Source organism: Raoultibacter timonensis (genome assembly GCF_900240215.1).
GTDB lineage: Bacteria > Actinomycetota > Coriobacteriia > Coriobacteriales > Eggerthellaceae > Raoultibacter > Raoultibacter timonensis.
Genome location: NZ_LT964681.1, coordinates 69,716 through 85,924, shown reverse-complemented (window position 1 = coordinate 85,924; position 16,209 = coordinate 69,716). Strand labels below are relative to the sequence as shown.

General features: G+C 59.9%; 21 protein-coding genes. 10 read left to right on the top strand and 11 right to left on the bottom strand.

Going from position 1 to position 16,209, the window contains the following annotated elements; genetic code table 11:
• The first annotated feature begins 190 nt into the window (after positions 1-190).
• The 4 genes from C1722_RS12530 to C1722_RS12515 all read left to right on the top strand — a co-directional run bounded on the left by C1722_RS12530 (position 191) and on the right by C1722_RS12515 (position 3,772).
• Positions 191-1,099 (top strand): ATP-binding cassette domain-containing protein, encoded by a 909-nt coding sequence (locus C1722_RS12530; protein ID WP_102379719.1) that lies wholly within the window; start codon positions 191-193, stop codon positions 1,097-1,099.
• Entirely contained in the window at positions 1,092-1,970 is an 879-nt protein-coding gene (locus tag C1722_RS12525; protein ID WP_244902573.1) for an ABC transporter permease subunit, read from the top strand. Before C1722_RS12530 ends, C1722_RS12525 begins: the two co-directional genes overlap by 8 nt.
• Positions 1,971-1,973: 3 nt before the next feature.
• The gene (locus C1722_RS12520) at positions 1,974-2,870 is read left to right on the top strand and encodes a sensor histidine kinase (RefSeq protein WP_102379717.1); all 897 of its coding nucleotides are present in this window, start codon (positions 1,974-1,976) and stop codon (positions 2,868-2,870) included.
• 116 nt (positions 2,871-2,986) lie between these two features.
• Entirely contained in the window at positions 2,987-3,772 is a 786-nt protein-coding gene (locus tag C1722_RS12515) for an alpha/beta hydrolase (RefSeq protein WP_102379716.1), read from the top strand.
• Here the strand turns inward: C1722_RS12515 and C1722_RS12510 are convergent.
• Positions 3,750-4,112 (bottom strand): YxeA family protein, encoded by a 363-nt coding sequence (locus C1722_RS12510; RefSeq protein WP_180995240.1) that lies wholly within the window; start codon positions 4,110-4,112, stop codon positions 3,750-3,752. The genes C1722_RS12515 and C1722_RS12510 overlap by 23 nt on opposite strands.
• Before the next feature lie 325 nt (positions 4,113-4,437).
• Here C1722_RS12510 and C1722_RS12505 point away from each other — a divergent pair, with 325 nt between their 5' ends.
• The gene (locus C1722_RS12505) at positions 4,438-4,875 is read left to right on the top strand and encodes a YjdF family protein (protein WP_102379714.1); all 438 of its coding nucleotides are present in this window, start codon (positions 4,438-4,440) and stop codon (positions 4,873-4,875) included.
• Between the two features lie 11 nt (positions 4,876-4,886).
• Here C1722_RS12505 and C1722_RS12500 read toward each other — a convergent pair whose 3' ends face one another.
• The 3 genes from C1722_RS12500 to C1722_RS12490 all read right to left on the bottom strand — a co-directional run bounded on the left by C1722_RS12500 (position 4,887) and on the right by C1722_RS12490 (position 7,305).
• Positions 4,887-5,771 carry an SPL family radical SAM protein gene (locus C1722_RS12500; protein WP_102379713.1) on the bottom strand — a complete coding sequence of 295 codons (885 nt, stop codon included), beginning with the start codon at positions 5,769-5,771 and terminating at the stop codon, positions 4,887-4,889.
• A 397-nt stretch (positions 5,772-6,168) separates the two neighbouring features.
• Entirely contained in the window at positions 6,169-6,516 is a 348-nt protein-coding gene (locus C1722_RS12495; RefSeq protein ID WP_102379706.1) for a nuclear transport factor 2 family protein, read from the bottom strand.
• A gap of 9 nt (positions 6,517-6,525) precedes the next feature.
• Complete coding sequence (locus tag C1722_RS12490; protein ID WP_102379712.1) at positions 6,526-7,305, bottom strand: SDR family oxidoreductase; 780 nt, start codon at positions 7,303-7,305, stop codon at positions 6,526-6,528.
• A gap of 250 nt (positions 7,306-7,555) precedes the next feature.
• Between C1722_RS12490 and C1722_RS12485 the strand changes: the two genes are divergently transcribed.
• Positions 7,556-7,885, top strand: coding sequence for a TfoX/Sxy family protein (locus C1722_RS12485; protein WP_102379711.1), 330 nt, complete (start codon positions 7,556-7,558; stop codon positions 7,883-7,885).
• Complete coding sequence (locus tag C1722_RS12480) at positions 7,882-8,301, top strand: pyridoxamine 5'-phosphate oxidase family protein (RefSeq protein WP_102379710.1); 420 nt, start codon at positions 7,882-7,884, stop codon at positions 8,299-8,301. Before C1722_RS12485 ends, C1722_RS12480 begins: the two co-directional genes overlap by 4 nt.
• 41 nt (positions 8,302-8,342) lie before the next feature.
• Here C1722_RS12480 and C1722_RS12475 read toward each other — a convergent pair whose 3' ends face one another.
• From C1722_RS12475 to C1722_RS12445, 7 genes are all read right to left on the bottom strand, one after another.
• Positions 8,343-9,233: an SPL family radical SAM protein gene (locus tag C1722_RS12475; protein WP_146040684.1), complete on the bottom strand. Its 891-nt coding sequence runs from the start codon at positions 9,231-9,233 to the stop codon at positions 8,343-8,345.
• Positions 9,234-9,370: 137 nt separating this feature from the next.
• The gene (locus C1722_RS12470; protein ID WP_102379708.1) at positions 9,371-10,042 is read right to left on the bottom strand and encodes a GyrI-like domain-containing protein; all 672 of its coding nucleotides are present in this window, start codon (positions 10,040-10,042) and stop codon (positions 9,371-9,373) included.
• A gap of 37 nt (positions 10,043-10,079) precedes the next feature.
• A complete protein-coding gene (locus C1722_RS12465; protein ID WP_102379707.1) occupies positions 10,080-10,547 on the bottom strand; it encodes a GyrI-like domain-containing protein in 468 nt (155 codons plus the stop codon).
• Positions 10,548-11,068: 521 nt separating this feature from the next.
• Positions 11,069-11,674 carry a helix-turn-helix transcriptional regulator gene (locus C1722_RS12460; protein WP_244902572.1) on the bottom strand — a complete coding sequence of 202 codons (606 nt, stop codon included), beginning with the start codon at positions 11,672-11,674 and terminating at the stop codon, positions 11,069-11,071.
• Between the two features lie 84 nt (positions 11,675-11,758).
• Positions 11,759-12,106: a nuclear transport factor 2 family protein gene (locus C1722_RS12455; protein ID WP_102379706.1), complete on the bottom strand. Its 348-nt coding sequence runs from the start codon at positions 12,104-12,106 to the stop codon at positions 11,759-11,761.
• Complete coding sequence (locus C1722_RS12450; RefSeq protein ID WP_102379705.1) at positions 12,069-12,305, bottom strand: helix-turn-helix transcriptional regulator; 237 nt, start codon at positions 12,303-12,305, stop codon at positions 12,069-12,071. The genes C1722_RS12455 and C1722_RS12450 overlap by 38 nt, the downstream gene beginning before the upstream one ends.
• Positions 12,306-12,309: 4 nt before the next feature.
• Positions 12,310-12,927 (bottom strand): GNAT family N-acetyltransferase, encoded by a 618-nt coding sequence (locus C1722_RS12445; RefSeq protein WP_102379704.1) that lies wholly within the window; start codon positions 12,925-12,927, stop codon positions 12,310-12,312.
• 316 nt (positions 12,928-13,243) lie between these two features.
• Between C1722_RS12445 and C1722_RS12440 the strand changes: the two genes are divergently transcribed.
• The 3 genes from C1722_RS12440 (at position 13,244) to C1722_RS17015 (ending at position 16,011) form a co-directional block, all read left to right on the top strand.
• Entirely contained in the window at positions 13,244-14,101 is an 858-nt protein-coding gene (locus tag C1722_RS12440) for a serine hydrolase (protein ID WP_102379703.1), read from the top strand.
• A 94-nt stretch (positions 14,102-14,195) separates the two neighbouring features.
• Positions 14,196-14,357, top strand: a complete 162-nt coding sequence (locus C1722_RS17020) for a hypothetical protein (RefSeq protein WP_180995239.1) — start codon at positions 14,196-14,198, stop codon at positions 14,355-14,357.
• 730 nt (positions 14,358-15,087) lie between these two features.
• The gene (locus C1722_RS17015) at positions 15,088-16,011 is read left to right on the top strand and encodes a serine hydrolase (protein WP_180995238.1); all 924 of its coding nucleotides are present in this window, start codon (positions 15,088-15,090) and stop codon (positions 16,009-16,011) included.
• Positions 16,012-16,209 lie beyond the last annotated feature (198 nt).

Sequence of the window (16,209 nt, the reverse complement as noted above, 5' to 3'; positions counted from 1 at the left end):
GTTGTGCGACCAAAGCGCGTCGCGCTTCTCGGATGGGCGGTTTCGGTTCGGCCGCGGCGGCATCATCCGAACGCCTCGGACCCCCTGTGCCTTCTTTAAGCTTTCTTAACGGTTTCGAGGCGATTGCTGAAACTCCCTTTCGTATCGTGGATGCATACCGAAACGAAAGCGGAAAAGAAAGGAGCGGACTGTGAACGTAATCGAGACCTACGGACTTGAGAAAACGTACGGCGGCAAGCGAGCCGTCGATCATTTCGACATGCACGTGGCCAAGGGCGACATTTACGGATTCGTCGGCCTCAACGGCGCTGGCAAATCGACGGTCATGAAGATGCTGGCAGGATTGGCGAAGCCGACGGGAGGCGAGATCAAGCTGTTCGGCGAGACGAGCGGCGGCGAGGCTGTTCGTCGCATGGGCGTGCTCGTCGAGGCCCCCGGGCTCTACGGCAACATGAGCGCTTACGACAACATGATGATGAAGGCGCTCGCCCTCGGCCTCGTCGATCCGAAACGCAAGGTAAACGATCTGCTTGCCTTTGTGGGCCTCGGGCATGTTGGAAACAAGAAGGCCAAGCAGTTCTCCATGGGTATGAAACAGCGCCTCGGCCTCGGACTCGCGCTTTTGGGCGATCCCGATCTGCTGCTGCTCGACGAGCCTTTGAACGGGCTCGATCCCGAGGGGGCGCGTGAGATCCGTGAGCTCATCATGCGCTTGAACGCAGAGCGCGGCATTACGGTCGTAATAAGCTCGCACATTCTCGAACAGCTCGGCCGCATGGCAACGCGCTACGGCGTGATACGCAACGGCCATATGGTTCGCGAGCTTTCCGCCGAGGAGGTCGAGAAAGAGTGCAGCGATTGCCTCCAGGTTTCGACCGTTGACCCCGCCCGATCGCTCGCCGTACTGCAGGAGCGGTTCCCCCAGGCCCGGTTCCAGGTTATGCCCGACAACTCGATCAGGATCTTCGGCGTTACCGATGCCGCCGCAATCGGCGGGGTTCTCAACGACGCCGGTATCGCCATCCAGGGGCTCTACGCCCATCGGCGCGATCTCGAGGAGTTCTTCGTGGGTTTGATGGGAGCTGAGTACCATGGTTAATATCTTGAGAATGGATTTCTACCGCGCCATCCGCAGCAAGTCGTTTTGGATCCTGCTCGGCAGTTTAGTGGTTCTCGGCTTGATCGCCATGGGATCGATCAGCTACATGCTCTCTCCCGAGTTCATGCAGACGATGCAGAACGCGAGCGGTGCAGCGGCGAGCTCGGGCTTCCAGTTCGGCATCTCGACCCCCGGCGGCGAACAGATCGACATGAGCGAGGTTAGCCAGAGCATCGACCAGGCGCAGTACATGCTTTCGGGCCTCACGCCCATGGCTCTCATCGGCAACATCTTTATGAACGGGGGAGGATTGGCATGCCTGTTCGTGGTATTCATCGCCATCTTCTTCGCAGCCGAATTCGAGAACGGTTTCAGCAAGAACGTGTTTACGGCTTCTCCGAGCCGCACGGTGTACCTTCTTACCCGTGCTGTTGAGATCGTGCTGTTCGCCATCGTGTTCACGCTCGTAACCGCGGCGGCGACGCTTGCGGGAGCTGCGATCTTCGGGATTGAGACGGTCGCTGCGTCGACGGGCGATATGGCGCTGTGGTTTGCGCTTGTGGTGCTCGTTCTTTCGGGCATGGGCATGCTCACAGCGCTGTTCGTGTGGCTGACGCGCAAGATGGCTGCTGCCATCGCCATCGGCATCGTGGTCGGCAGCGGTCTTGTCGTCTCGATCGTTCAGGCGCTGCTGCCGCTCTTCCCGGACATCGAGCATCTGGGCGATTTCACCCTGTACGCGTGCATGCGCTCGCTCGGGGTCGGTCTCGACGGTGGCTTGAGCGTCGCGCACATCGCGGCTGTCAGCCTCGTGTTCCTGGTCGGCTATGCCGCGTTGAGCCTGCTTATCCTCAAGAAAAAGGACGTCTAGGCCATGAACGCCCTGGTTGCCGTTATCATCGTTCTGGCTGTAGCGGTTGCCGTGCTTGCTGTCCAGGTCGTCCGTTCGGAGCGGGAACTGCGCAAGCTCGCGCAGTTCCTCAACCGCCGCGATTCGGCAAGCAATGCGCGCGTTACCATTTCGGTGCATTCGCGCGGGTTTTCGAGCTTGGGCCAGGCGATCAACCGGCAGCTCGATCGGCATCAGGGCGAACGGATTGCCGCCGAAGAGCATGCATCCGAGATGCGCCAGGGCCTCACCTATCTTTCGCACGATATCAGAACGCCCCTTGCCGGTGCAAAAGGGTATGCGCAGCTGCTCGAGGACGAGGGCGACGTCACGGCGAGAAGGCGCTATCTCGAGGCGATCGAGCGGCGTATCGACGATGCTTCGAAGCTCCTCGATCAGCTTTTCGCCTATGCGCAAGTGCAGGATCCCGATTATCGCATCGAACGCGAACCCGTGGACGCGAACGCGGCTTTGGCCGAAACGCTCGCGGCGCTGTATCCCCAATTCCAGGAGAAGGGATGGGCGCCGCGGATCGACCTCGAAGACGAGCAGCTCGTCGTATTGGCCGATGCCGAGGCCCTCGCGCGCATATTCCGCAACCTCGCGGTGAACGCGCTGCGCTACGGCGCCGATGCGCCGTCGATCGTGCAGCGTGGTCCGGGCATCTCGTTCTCGAATCGCGTGGAGGACCCCGGAGAGCTTGATGCGGCGCGATTGTTCGACCGGTTTTATCAAGGCAGCGAATCGCGGAGCGAAGGCAGCGGGGGCTTGGGCCTCGCCATCGTTGCTCAGCTTTGCAGGGCGATCGGCGCAGCTGCGACTGCGACGCTCGACGGCGACGTGCTTACCGTAGCCGTCGAGTTCGAGGGCGCGCGGCGTTAGGTTTTGCGGTTTCAGATTCGAAACGATGCCAGTCTGTCCGCTGCGGTAATCCGCGGCAGACGTATACTGGCCTTTTTCGGATTATGGTTTCGTTCGGGCGAGGCTCGGATCGAGAGATGGGCGGTGGTTGCGCGGTGGGAGTCGAGTCGGATGCGGGTAAACGAAAGCGTCGGCATGCTGGCAGGTGGATCGCCCTTGTTCTTGCGGCGATCGTGGTTCTAGCCGTGGGCGGGTTTGCGGTTTACGTAAACGATTACTACCACGCCGCTTCGGACAACGGCGCCTACCTTGAATCAACCGAAAGCGTTCCCGTCGAGCAAACGGACGGCCTCCTTGCTTTCGGCGATCCCGATTCGCAGGTCGGTCTTATCCTCTATCCGGGAGCCAAGGTTGCCTACGATGCCTATGCGCCGCTTATGAGCGGCTTGGCCGAGCAAGGGGTGTTCTGCGTGGTCGTCGAAGTGCCCTTCAACATCGCCTTTTTCGGTTCCGACGCGGCGGCGAAGGCGATCGAGGCGTATCCGAACGTGGGGTCGTGGTACGTGGGCGGCCATTCGCTCGGGGGCGTTGTTGCAAGCTCGTGGGCGGCCGACCATGCAGGCGAGGTCGAGGGCGTGGTACTGCTCGCATCGTATCCGACGGCCGACCTCTCCTCGTCCGATTTGCGGGCTATCTCCCTGTACGGCAGCGAGGACGAAGTGCTCAACCGCGACGCATACGACGAGGGTCGTGCGAAGCTGCCCTCGAGCGTTGAAGAGGTCGTGATCGAGGGCGGCAACCACGCCCAATTCGGCAATTACGGCGAACAGGCGGGCGATGGCGAGGCATCGATTTCACCCGAAGAACAGTGGGCCGAAGCCTCCTTCGCCATCGCCGATTTCATGAAGATGCGTGCGAGCTAAGCGCCTCCCGCGCTTGCTCCGGCACGTCCTCGTACGCCACTTCCTCCCAGGCGACAACACCTCGAATCGGCTTTGTCTCGAGTTCGAGATAAGCGCCCGCGCGCAGCTCGCGGCTTGTTTGGAAGGTGGCGAGCGACCGGTTTCCCGCATCGTCGTAGGCGTCGAGGTTGTATTCGTACGCCATGCCTGCGCGCGGTTCGATGGGCCGCACCCTGCCGCTGTCGATTACGACATAGGAATGGCCGCTCTCCCCGTACAGAGCCCACGCTCCGAGTGCGGTAGCTCCTACCACCGCAGCGATTACCGCTCCGAGCCCGATGACGATTTTCGCTTTACCCATGTATGCTCCCGTCGATTCGATACCGCCGTCCACGATACGCGTGCTTCCTTGCGGTTATCTTGAGGAAACCTTGCAGCCACCTTACTTTCGGGAGCCGCTTGGCGGCGCTGCGTGGTTCGCGAGATGGAGCCAGGTGCGCTATACTGGCTTACGCGAAGATAAAAACACGATCCGGCCGGTAGTCCGGATGCGGGATTGCTCTTTTCGGCTGCAGCGAGCCTCGTGCGGGGCTCGCATGCACGTTCTCCGATTGCACAATTCCGTCAGTAACCTGCCTCCTTGGTTGTCCCTTCTTCGCGCGAGCGACAATGCAATAGGAGGAATCATGCAGGTCAATTCATCATCGACATTGACGATACTTCACGACGGCCAATTCTGGGTTGCCCTATGCGAGCACGAAGAAGCCGGGCTCTACGGTGCGCGGCGCATCGTGTTCGGACCCCACGAGCCGACCGACGAGCTCGTGCTTGCATTCGTGTGCGGGCGATGGGACAAGCTCGGCATCCGTATGGGCGCAAAAAACGCAGACGGCGAAACCGGCATGCGCGCCGACCGCATCAACCCGAAGCGCATGCAGAGGATCGTGCGTCGCGCGATCGAGGCGCACGGCGTGGGAACGAAGGCCCAGCAGGCGATCCGCGAGGGGTACGAGGCGCATAAAGGCGAGTGCAAAGCGCAGGAAAAAGACGCCCGTCGCGCCGATGAGCAACGCCGGTTCGACCTCAAGCAGCAGAAGCGCAAGGAGAAGCGCAGGGGCCACTGACCCTGCGCTTTCTAGAACAGCCCCAGCTGACTCGGCTCCTTCTTTTTGTAGGCGTCGATGATGTCGGGCATGCGGTAGAGGATACCCGCTTCTTTACACCGCTTTCGGAGCAAGCCGAGCGCCTCGCGTTTGCGGGGCGAGTTGCACATATAGCGGTCGCCGAATTCGATTCGATAGCGATCGGGGAGTTCGGGCGAAACGTCGCCGAGCCGATCGAGGAAGTGCTCCTTTTGTCCCGCGCGCATGGTTACGCCGCCCATCGTGTAGATGAACCGCGCGCCCGCTCCCTTTGCCGCCGCAACCATCGCTTCGATCGTCTCGTCGTTGTCGGTGACGTAGGGTAGAAGGGGAGTGAACAGGATTCCGCAGAACAGATCTGCATCGGCAAGCTCGCGCAGGGCCGCGAGCCGCTTCGTCGGGAGGGGTGCGCAGGGTTCGATGATGCGGGCGAGGTTGTCGTCGGTCGTGGTGATCGTGAGCTTGACGATAGCCGAGTGCTGTTGGGCTATGCGTTGGAGGATGTCTATGTCGCGAGTGACGAGCGTGCTCTTCGTGTCGATCGAGACGCCGAACCCGTACTGCTCGACAAGCTCGAGGGCCCCGCGGGTTACTCCGAGCTCGCGCTCGAACGGATTGTACGTGTCCGACATCGCCCCGATGCCCACAACGCCTTTGCTTCGGCGAGAGCGCAGCTCGCGGTTCAGGATGGCGAGCGCATCGAACTTCACGCGCACCTCGTCGAAGTTCTCGATGCGGTAGCAATCGCTGCGGCTGTCGCAGTAGATGCAGCCGTGCGAGCACCCCCTGTACAGGTTCATGTTGTAGTCGATGCCGAACCACTGCGCATTGTCGTAGCGGACTTTCTGGAGGATGGATTTCGCCCTGATCGTTTTCATGGGTGCAGCATACCAGAGTAAAGCGGACAGGATGCGTCCTCTTCGGATGACAAGACGATCCGTGCGGGATGCACACGCCCGCCGCATGGTCCGACGCCAGAATCATAGCCCGATGTCCAGAGTTCGACCATTGCCTGACGGCAAAGCGGGGTTCCGCGTACAAAAAACGTCGATGTGAAGCGTTTGGACGGGCGCTGAGGCGTTGTTCCGGCGAATGCTTGCGGAGCCGAACGTGCATGCGGAACGGACGCCAATCTGATCAGGCGATTCGTGGGAAACAAGAAACCTGTTCGATCGCCGATGGGCTTGCGGGCTTCACGTCGGCGGTTTTTGTACGCTTGAGCGGGTTTCGGTGGCCTGAAACGAGGCGCAGCGCCGAAACCCGCTTGCGTTCGGGCTATGCGGGGCGGATGACCATTTCCTGTATCAGGCTGTTATCGAGCGCGCAGCTGCCGTCGTTGCAGTTCTCGATCGTTGCAACGGCGTGGACGACGACGCCGTTGTAATCGGCGTAGAAGTTGACGGTGCGCTCGTCGACGACGCGCGGGTCGAGCATCGAGAAGCCGCTCAATACGAACTGGTTGTGGTAGAACATGTCGATGGCTCGCTTGCCGTAGGTGTAGAAGTTCTCGAGTCCCACAAGCTGCGGGCAGTAGTCGAACAGGCGGCACGTTTCGGTGAAGCACTCGGCTAGGGCCTCGTGATCCTTATTCTGCATGGCTTCGACGAAAGCTTGGATGATCATAGGGGCCTCCTAGTAGACTTTCTCGGAATGCAAGAGCGCATCGGTGCCGCCATCGACGAACAGCACGACGCCGTTGATGCCGCGCGCTTCGGGCGAAGACAGAAATGCGATGGCGTTGGCGATCTCGGTCGGATCCATGAGCGGGTCGCCGCCGTAGTTGGTCGGCACCGGCAGCGCCCGCACGGCGACGAGCATCTCGTCGGTCAGCTGATCGGTCATGGCGGTACGTACGTTACCGGGGGCAACGGCGTTCACGCGTACGCCGCGCGCACCCCAGTCGGCGCTCATGCGACGCGCCCACCGGGCGAGGGCGTATTTCGTCGCCGCGTAGAACGCATGGGCGGTTGCGGGGTCGTAATCCTTGACCAAGTCGAGGATGCGGTCTTCGTCGGCCTGGTTGTTGAGCATGCCGACCACGTCCATGCGGGCAGCGCCCTGCGCGATGGTGTTCGACGATATGACGACGCAGTTGCCGCCCCTCTTCTCAAGCAGATCGCGCACGCCGATGGCCATCTCGGTAGCGCCGAAGTAGTTGAGCGAGATGATGAGCGGTATGCTGCCGTTGGCTGCGGAAACGCCGGCGTTACAGATCATCGCGTCGATACCGTCGGGATAGCGCTTGTGCAACTCGTCGATGGCTGCCGCGCGGCCCTCTTTCGAAGCGAGGTTCGCGTTGATGTCGCCTCCTTTGAGGTCGATGTTGACGACTTCGTGCCCCTGCTCTTTCAGGATCGAGGCGGTTTTGGCACCGATTCCGCTGGTGGCTCCGGTGATCACGTAGATACCCATGCGTATAAATCCTTATCTCGTAGAGCGCCCGTCGTTCGGCGTGCGCATCGCGTGAACCAGCGCATCATACCATGCCTGCGAGCAGGCTTTGTTTCCGGTTCGCCAACGTTGGGCGAGCAGCCTTTGACGGTCGGGGTTCGGTAATCTCTGCCGTATCTAACCCAATTTGACAAACAAATGTTCGTTTAGTATTATGTCCCGGACGATGATCGGCTGCGTGCGGAGGCGGCTGGCAGTTTCAGGAGGTTGCATGGCTTCAAGTCAAGAGTTCGCCGAGTACGTGTGCGATCAGCTCGCCGAAGCGGGTTTCATCCACGTTCGCAAGATGTTCGGCGAATACGGGGTGTACTGCGAGGGGAAGTATTTCGGCCTCATTTGCGATAATCGGTTCCTCGTCAAGATAACCGAAGGTGGAGAGAAGCTCATGCCTGGCTGCCCGCGGGGCTTGCCCTACGAGGGTGCCAAGGAGGCGTTCCTCATCGAAGATCTCGAGGATCGCAAGTTTCTCGCAGAGCTGGTGCGAGCAACGTGCGCCGAGTTGCCCGCACCGAAACCGAAAAAGAAGAAGGCTCGCTCATGAAGGATGCAGCGCAGACTATCGGTAACCTTGTCGATCATCAGAACACGACGTTCATCGGCTCGGTCGGCGAGGACGGCTTTCCCGGCGTGAAGGCCATGCTGCCGCCGCGTAAGCGCGAGGGCATCCGCACGTTCTACTTTACGACGAACACGTCGTCGAGAAGGGTGGCCGATTTTCGCCGCGATTCGAAGGCGTGCATCTATTTCGTCGACCGGCGGTTCTTTCGCGGTGTCATGCTCCAGGGGACGATGGAGGTTCTCGAAGATGCGGAATACAAGGAGATGATCTGGGAAGGCGGCGATACGGCATATTATCCGCTCGGCGTTACCGATCCCGATTACTGCGTCCTGCGCTTCACGGCCGAGCGAGGCCGTTACTACCGTAACTTCTCTTCGGAGGATTTTGAAATCGAATAGCGCCTGCCCACCGTATCCCTGCGCCGCTTCAAGCGTATCGGCTAAAACAAGCTCGTCTGCTCCTGCTCGGTGTGGTTCTGGCTCGCATGGATGATGTCGTCCATGCGATAGAGAATACCCGCCTTATCGCATCGTTCCCGCAGCAGCGCAAGGATGTTGTTCAGTTCGAGGCTGTAGCAGAAATACGATGAGCCGTACGTGTCTCGGAACCGTTTTGCAAGTTTGGGAGACATGGCTTTGAGCTTGCTCATGAAGTATTCCTTCTGCCCGTCGCGAATGGATATTCCCCCCAGCGTGTAGATGAACCGCGCGCCGTTGTCGTGGGCAAGCTCGACGAGGGATTCGATGTTCTCTGCGGTATCGGTTACGAAGGGGACGAGGGGAGTGAGCATGACGCCGGTAAACAGGCCGCTGTCGCTGATCTCTTTCATGGCGGCGAAACGCTCGCTGCTCGACGGCGCATGGGGCTCGATGGTACGTGCCAGATCGTCATCCGCGGCGGTGATGGTGAACCGCACGTTTGCGGAGCGCGCCCAAGCGACCCGTTCGAGTACGTCGATGTCCCGGGTGACAAGCGGGCTCTTCGTGTTTACGTCGGCTCCGAATCGACAGTCGGCGATGATCTCGAGGGCCCGTCTCGTCACGCCGAATTCCTCTTCGTAAGGATTGTAGCAATCGGCGATAATGCCTGTGCTGATGATGCCGCTCGACTTCTTCGCGTGCAGCGATTTGGCGAGCAGCACATCGGTGCCTTCTTTTACCTGTACTTCGGTGAAGTCCTTTATCCCGTAGCAGTTGCTGCGGCTGTCGCAGTAGATGCAGCCGTGCGTGCAGCCCCTGTACAGATTCATGACGTAGTCGATTCCGAACCATTCGGAAGGCTCGTAGCGAGACTTCTGCAGAATGGTCTTGGCGGGAATCATCCGAACCATGCCCTTTGCCCCTTTTCGGTTCGATGCTGCGCTGCAGCACTGTGTACATAAGGAATTACCGAAATAGTATAGCGAAGGACGAACCGATACCTGTGGGCATCGTGAGGATTCGAAGTGGCGAAGCGTTGTACGATGCGCTAGGCCGTACGGATGGGATGGCGAATGACCGTCTTCATGTTCTCGGGCTTACTGCGCCGTGGGTCTCCGAGGTATATCTCGTGGTGCCTGCGCGCGATGGGAAAAGCTTCTTGGTCGTCGGAGAAGTCGCTTGCGTATCCTTGCTCCTCGATGAAGCGGTCGAGCGCGATGATGGTAGCGGGCTCGTCGTCGTAGGGTCCCTTGTGCATCACCTGGGCGCACAGGCCTTCGTGCCACGTTTCGAACCGGGCAAGCGACATGTCGAGCTCGGGCTTCTTGCGGGAGGCTTCGTCTACGGCCCAGGCGAACACTTCGGGCGTGACGAACTCCGGTTGCCTGATCATCGAGATCCATGAAAACGCGCTCTTATCGTTGACCGTGATGCCGTTGAAAGGTTCGCCCTCGTTCCACCAAAGGCCCTCCAAGGGAGGCACTACATAGTCGAAGTACCCGTCGGGCTGGCTGCCGGACAGTTTGGACATCTTGATGGTGAATGCAAGGCCGTACAGGATGCCGACCGCTCGCTGGTACTCCCCGTTCTCTTCGTTGGGATCGCCTTTGCCGGCTACCATGATGAACCCCATGGCGGGCACGTCGATAACGGACGGCTTTGTTTTGGGAAGGTACAGATCGGGATATGCCTTCTTGTAGTCGAGCTTCGCTTCCGCCATGGGGTTCCTTTCGGTAAAGACGATTTGTGGGTGTGCGCTATCGGATTGCGATGTACAGGTCGATGTCGGTATCGCTCTGGTCGTCTGACGGGGGATACGCTTCGAAATCGACGGTCCAAGCGCGACGCGACGTCAGCTCTTCCATTGCCCAGATCTCGTTCCATGCCTCGACAACGGTGTTGACGCAGTCACCGTGAACGGTGAACTTCGCATAGGTGCCTGCCGGGATGATGAGCTCTTCCATGCGCTCGGGTACGGCTCCTTGAGCGCTGGCTGAACCGACCATCATGGCGTACGACTGGTCTTCCATGCTGTAATCGTAGTATAAACCGTAGCACATATAGGGCTCAATCGAGGCGTTCGGCACCGATTCGGCCATACCCTCGCCCATGAACGACTGCCAAAGGCCGCCGATTTTCTCAGAGCAGTCGGGTGCGTCGTTCGAGGTGCGGATGACCGGCCCGATGATGCGGTTTTCGGCAAGTTCGACAACGGTGTAATCCATGAGGTTCCTTTCGGTTGGGTTTGATGGTACCAGCATATCGCCCCTTAGCGGACAGGGTATGTCCTCTAATGCGAAAGAATTTCGAGGCACAATGCAACGCTTGTTGATCTGTGCCGATCTGTAGTTGCGGTGGGTCGGGCTTTCGTTCTTGCCAAAGCTTCGGGAGGAGATTCGCCAAAGTTCGGGTTGCGGCACGGGGGTGTGTCTCGCCTCGTCGGAAGCTGGCTTTCCGCTCGCCCGGAGTCCGTTCAGGGTCAACGCAAGGTCCCAGTTGCACGAAAACCCTGTACTCGTGGCAGAAAACGCAAGATATTCGTCGTAGGACGGCGCTGATGGGAAGGACTCGGCTTCCTCGTTTCATCCTCCTTCGAGTTGTCCCAGCTCAACGGCTTGCGGTCGGGATTAGATCATGGAAGGGGTTCCGATTGGCGACGAATACCATGCGTTTTCTGCCATCTTGATGCCTGTTCGGCGATTCGGCAGCGTATTGACCCGGCAGCGTATCGAGGATCGAACATGACCTAGTGCTGTTCGCAATATATGTCTGCCACCCGCTTCGCTTGTTCGCGCAGCCAAGTTCTCAGATCGTGCGGCTCCAAGACCTCGAGGGTCGATCCGAACGACAGAAGGTAGAACCTCGTTCGCTCGTCGAGCGTGCACGACAGGCGGACTTCGAGGCTGCCGTTGTCGAGGTGGCCGATCATCTCGGGGGCGAACTCCTCGCGGACGCGTTCTTTGGCCGATGCGGCGAAGCGGAGCACGAGCTCATCGTCGCCGCGCGGGCGCGCACCCGATTCGCCGAGCGATTCGGGTATCGGGCGCGCTGCGAAGCGGTCGGGCAGCAGCTCCATGTTTTCCCAGTCGATGCGAAACAGTTTGAAGGTGCGCCAGTCCTCGCGTTTGAGACAGTACGCCCTCACATACCAGCACGACTCCTTGAACACGAGGCGCGCAGGCTCTACGGTGCGCACCGACGCGTTGCCTGCGGCGTCGTAGTAGGGAAAGCGGAGGAGGTGGCGGGTGCATATGGCGCGCCTGATGGTGTCGAACGCGTGCTTGTACTCCGGGGGAGCGCCCCAAAACGAGAAGTCCATGTCGAGCCAGTCGACGGGTTCGCGCTGGAACACGCGGGCGAGGCGATCGCGGACCGCATCGCCCGCNTTTCGGTGGCCTGAAACGAGGCGCAGCGCCGAAACCCGCTTGCGTTCGGGCTATGCGGGGCGGATGACCATTTCCTGTATCAGGCTGTTATCGAGCGCGCAGCTGCCGTCGTTGCAGTTCTCGATCGTTGCAACGGCGTGGACGACGACGCCGTTGTAATCGGCGTAGAAGTTGACGGTGCGCTCGTCGACGACGCGCGGGTCGAGCATCGAGAAGCCGCTCAATACGAACTGGTTGTGGTAGAACATGTCGATGGCTCGCTTGCCGTAGGTGTAGAAGTTCTCGAGTCCCACAAGCTGCGGGCAGTAGTCGAACAGGCGGCACGTTTCGGTGAAGCACTCGGCTAGGGCCTCGTGATCCTTATTCTGCATGGCTTCGACGAAAGCTTGGATGATCATAGGGGCCTCCTAGTAGACTTTCTCGGAATGCAAGAGCGCNCCTGGTCATGTAGACCGGCACGCCGGCACCGGACAGGGCGTCAACGTCGCGCCTGATGGTGCGGGTCGATACTTCGAGTTCGCGTGCAAGCTCGGCGGTGGTCATGCGCCGCCGCTCCATGAGCAGGTAGACGATTTCGAACAGGCGCCCCGTCTGCATGGTGCTACCCGATCGCCTTGTCGAAGCGAGACGGAACCTCTCCTCGAAGGATGCCTTCCACGAGAGAAGCGTCGAGTGCTGGAAGGGGGATGACGGGCTGCGGAGCGCCGGCGAAGCTCCCGATCTGCTTTTGATACCAGGCAACATCATGCCAGGCTCCGCATTTGAATCCCGCTTGCCTTTGGATGCCCATAAGTGAGAACCCCAGGGCTTCATGCAGCCCGATGCTCGCATCGTTCGGAACGGTGATGAGACTGAACACGTTGCGCACCCCTTGCGTTGCCAGGAGGCTCAGAAGCGCGGTGCAGAGCGTGCGACCGAGCCCTGCACCCCGAAAGGCGGAGTCAAGGTATACGGACAGCTCGGCGTTCCATGCATAGGCCGCTCGCTCCCCGATGCGGTGGGCGTACGCGTATCCCGCTACCGTTTCGTCGCGCACCGCGACGATGAGGGGGTAGGTGTCAGCGAAACCGGCGAGCCTCGCACTGAAATCATCAAGCGAAGGTACGCTTGTCTCGAACGTGATAGCGGTTTCGTTTACGTAGGGTGCGTAAACCTCGAGAATGGCGGCGAAATCGCCGGTCCCGCCAAGTCGCAGCGTTACCTCGGACTGTTCTGCCATGGAATACGTCTTTCTCGATAGGGCCTGTGATCCTTGCGGTTGCGCAGCTGCCGGGCAAGCGGTTTTGCCGGGCAGCGCGAACGCCGTTTCATCCTAGCAGAACGAGGAAGCGCTGTGCGGCACCGCCGGGCAAACAGCATGCCATTCTTATGCAATAAGTTACCTGAATATATGTAGATTAATGATACATATCTGCCCAAGGCGAAAACATTTGTCATAATACGGTTGTTTCCACCTGTATGGTGGCAAATTTGTTTTCCGTACCAGCCTGCCGAGCGGCGGGCTTTTTATATCGGGTAGCCGGTAGGAGCGCGGCATGGCAAAGCGGATCTACGTGGGACATAAGCCTCACTGGTACGAGAATCTTCCCGTATCTCCCGCCGTGCTCGCTCTCGTGTTGGCCGTCGTTGTGATAGGGGGAGGGGCGTGGGCCCTTCTCGGTATCTTCGCTTCTCCTCCCGAAGATGCGGGTGACGATGCGCCGGCAGAACTCGGGAGTGCGAGCGATGCCGTCGTCGAGCCGGTTGTCGAAGCTCCCGAACCCGAGCTTGAGTTCGACGCGTCTTCCGTCGATGCCGCATCGGGCGTGTACGAGATCAACCTTTTCTCGGCGGTCGACGGGACGAGCGAGGCGCTCGGGGATTCCCAGACGGAAGCGATCGATGCGGCTATCGCAGATTTCGCTGATTTGGGCTATCAAGCGGGATTCGTGGTTCTTGACCTGCATACCGGTAAAGGTATCGGCTATAACGCCGACGAGGAGTTCTTTTCTGCGAGCACGATCAAGGCGCCGTTCGTGACGTTTCTCTACCAGGAGTTCGTTGACACCGGCGAGACGGAGCTCGACGAGCATCTTGACAAGGATTACGTCCTCGGCGGCACCGGTATCATGGCATCCGAAAGCAAGCAGGAATACGAGCTCGAAGAGGTGATAGCCGATACGATCGTCTATTCGGACAACACGGGGTACGGAATGCTTCGAGACCACTACGAAGGTCCGAGCTGGGATGAGTGGACTGCGGCGGCGGGCGTCCCCCCAGGCCCTCAGCGTCGAGGGATGGTATCCCTTCTACGGAGCCCGCGACCTTGCGAAGTACTGGATCGCCATCAACGCCTACCTCGAAACCGGGTGCGAGGATGCCCTGAGCCTCAAGGAGCTTTTCGGGACGACTGAAATATCGTTTCTGCGCACGGCGCTCGGATCCCATTCCGAGGTATACGCAAAGGCCGGCTTCGAAATCGATTCAGAAAACGGCGATCTGGGGGCGATGAACGATGCGGGTATCGTATCCGGGCCGTCGGGCGATTACCTGATTGCCGTTATGTCGAACGCCGATTACGATTCCGAGTGGATGACCGAGAACACCGAGCTCATGACCAATCTCATCGTGGCGCTCGACGCGGCGCATGCGGAGTATCTCGCCGAGTAGCGGGTTTGCAGCACGGGCTTCGGCGGATTCGAAACCCGTTGCGCACACGGCGTCGTCCAACGGGCAAGCGATGCGCCTACGAGATGCTTCGACGCTGCTCAAGACCTGTTTGTTGCCGAATAACCGAGAAATCTATTTGAAGGTTCGCAATATATGAGTATCATACTTATATATGAGCGAACGGTATCCATACGGCGAGGGACCCCGTTCCCGCAGCGCTGCTGCGGGGTCTGATCGAAATGGCGTGCGCTCTCGCCATACCGTGGAGCGGGTATCCGTCTCGTTTGGGTCGGGACGCTCGGTGCCCGGCGGATTCGAAGACGATGACGCGAGCGAGCGTTCGTGCGGTGTGGAGCACGATTCGGGATCGCCTGGCCGCACGAAACGTGTGCCTCGCATCGACAACGGCTCGACAGCGCGTCGCGCAAAGGCGCGGCTCCCCCGAACCGGAAGCGAAGCACGCCAGCGGCCGGCTGCTCCGCCAACGAGGGGCGCTCGATCGTTCGATCGTTCCTCGGACTGGAACTCGCGTAGCGTCGGAGCGCCGGTTCTTGCGGGAAGGGAGGCGCTCGGCAAAAAGCCCCGTCGCGGGTTTTCTCCTTTCCGGGTTTTGGCGGCCGCAGCGGTTGTATGCTTCGTATTCGTGGGCGGGATGGCGCTTTTCGGCACTTTGGCTTCCGGGGAGCAGCACAGCGGGCATTCCGGGGAGCCGACGGAGTTGAGCTCGGCGGTGGACGGTGCCCTGACCGCCTTGGTTGAAAACCCGCCGCATCTCAATCTGGAGCAAACGGATCTCGCCATCGTGCCGAGCGGGCGTGACATCACTGCGTTTTCCGTGCTCAAAGGCACCGTGGAGCCTCTTGGAGAAAGCCAGTCCGCTACGCTGCGAGGTGCGATTTCGGCTTTCGGCGATAGCGGTTACCATGTGGGCTTCGTGGTGCTCGACCTGACGACGGGTCGAGGCGTCAGCTACAACGCCGATACCGATTTTTTCTCGGCGAGCACCGTTAAGGCGCCGTTCGTCACCTTCCTCTGGCAGGAGTTTATCGAGGGCGGCAGGGCTTCAGTCGAGGACGTGCTCGTCAAGGAAGACGTATACGGCGGTACGGGTGTCATGGCTTCGGAAGAGGGCAAAAGCGAGTATGCGCTCGAAGAGGTCATGGCCAATACGATCATGTACTCGGACAATACGGGATACGCGATGCTCCGCGATCACTACGACGGCGATAGCTGGGATGCGTGGACGGCGAAGGCGGGGGTCTCTCAGGCTACGAGCGATTCCGGCTGGTACTACGACTACGGGGCATGCGACCTCGCAAAGTACTGGATCGCCATCGATTCGTACCTCGAGGGGAATACCGAGGGCGCCCAGAGCATCGAGAAGCTGTTCGGATCGACGGAGGTGTCGTTTTTGCGGCAGGCTCTCGGATCGGACTGCGCGGTCTATGCGAAAGCCGGGTTCGAGTCCAGCTTTGTCGGCAGCGCTGCGGCGCTCAACGATGCGGGAATCGTGGAAAGCCCTTCGGGCGATTACCTCATCGCCGTCATGTCGGATGCCGATTACTCCTATCCTGATGCGACGGAAAACGCCTATCTCGTTGTCGATCTCATCAAGGCGCTCGACGGCGTCCATGCCGAGTTGCTTGCGGCATAGCCCCGCGGGTTCGCGGCGACTTATGTGGTATCCGCTTGAAAAATCTGGGACACGAGGCGCAGGATGGGCTATACTAACGCGTTACAACAGCATACCCAAATGCTATGACGAAGACAGCATCGCGGTTCCATGACGCCACCAGAGAAGAGCTCCATCGGCTGAGAAAGCTCGACGGCATGCACGATGATTCACTTTACC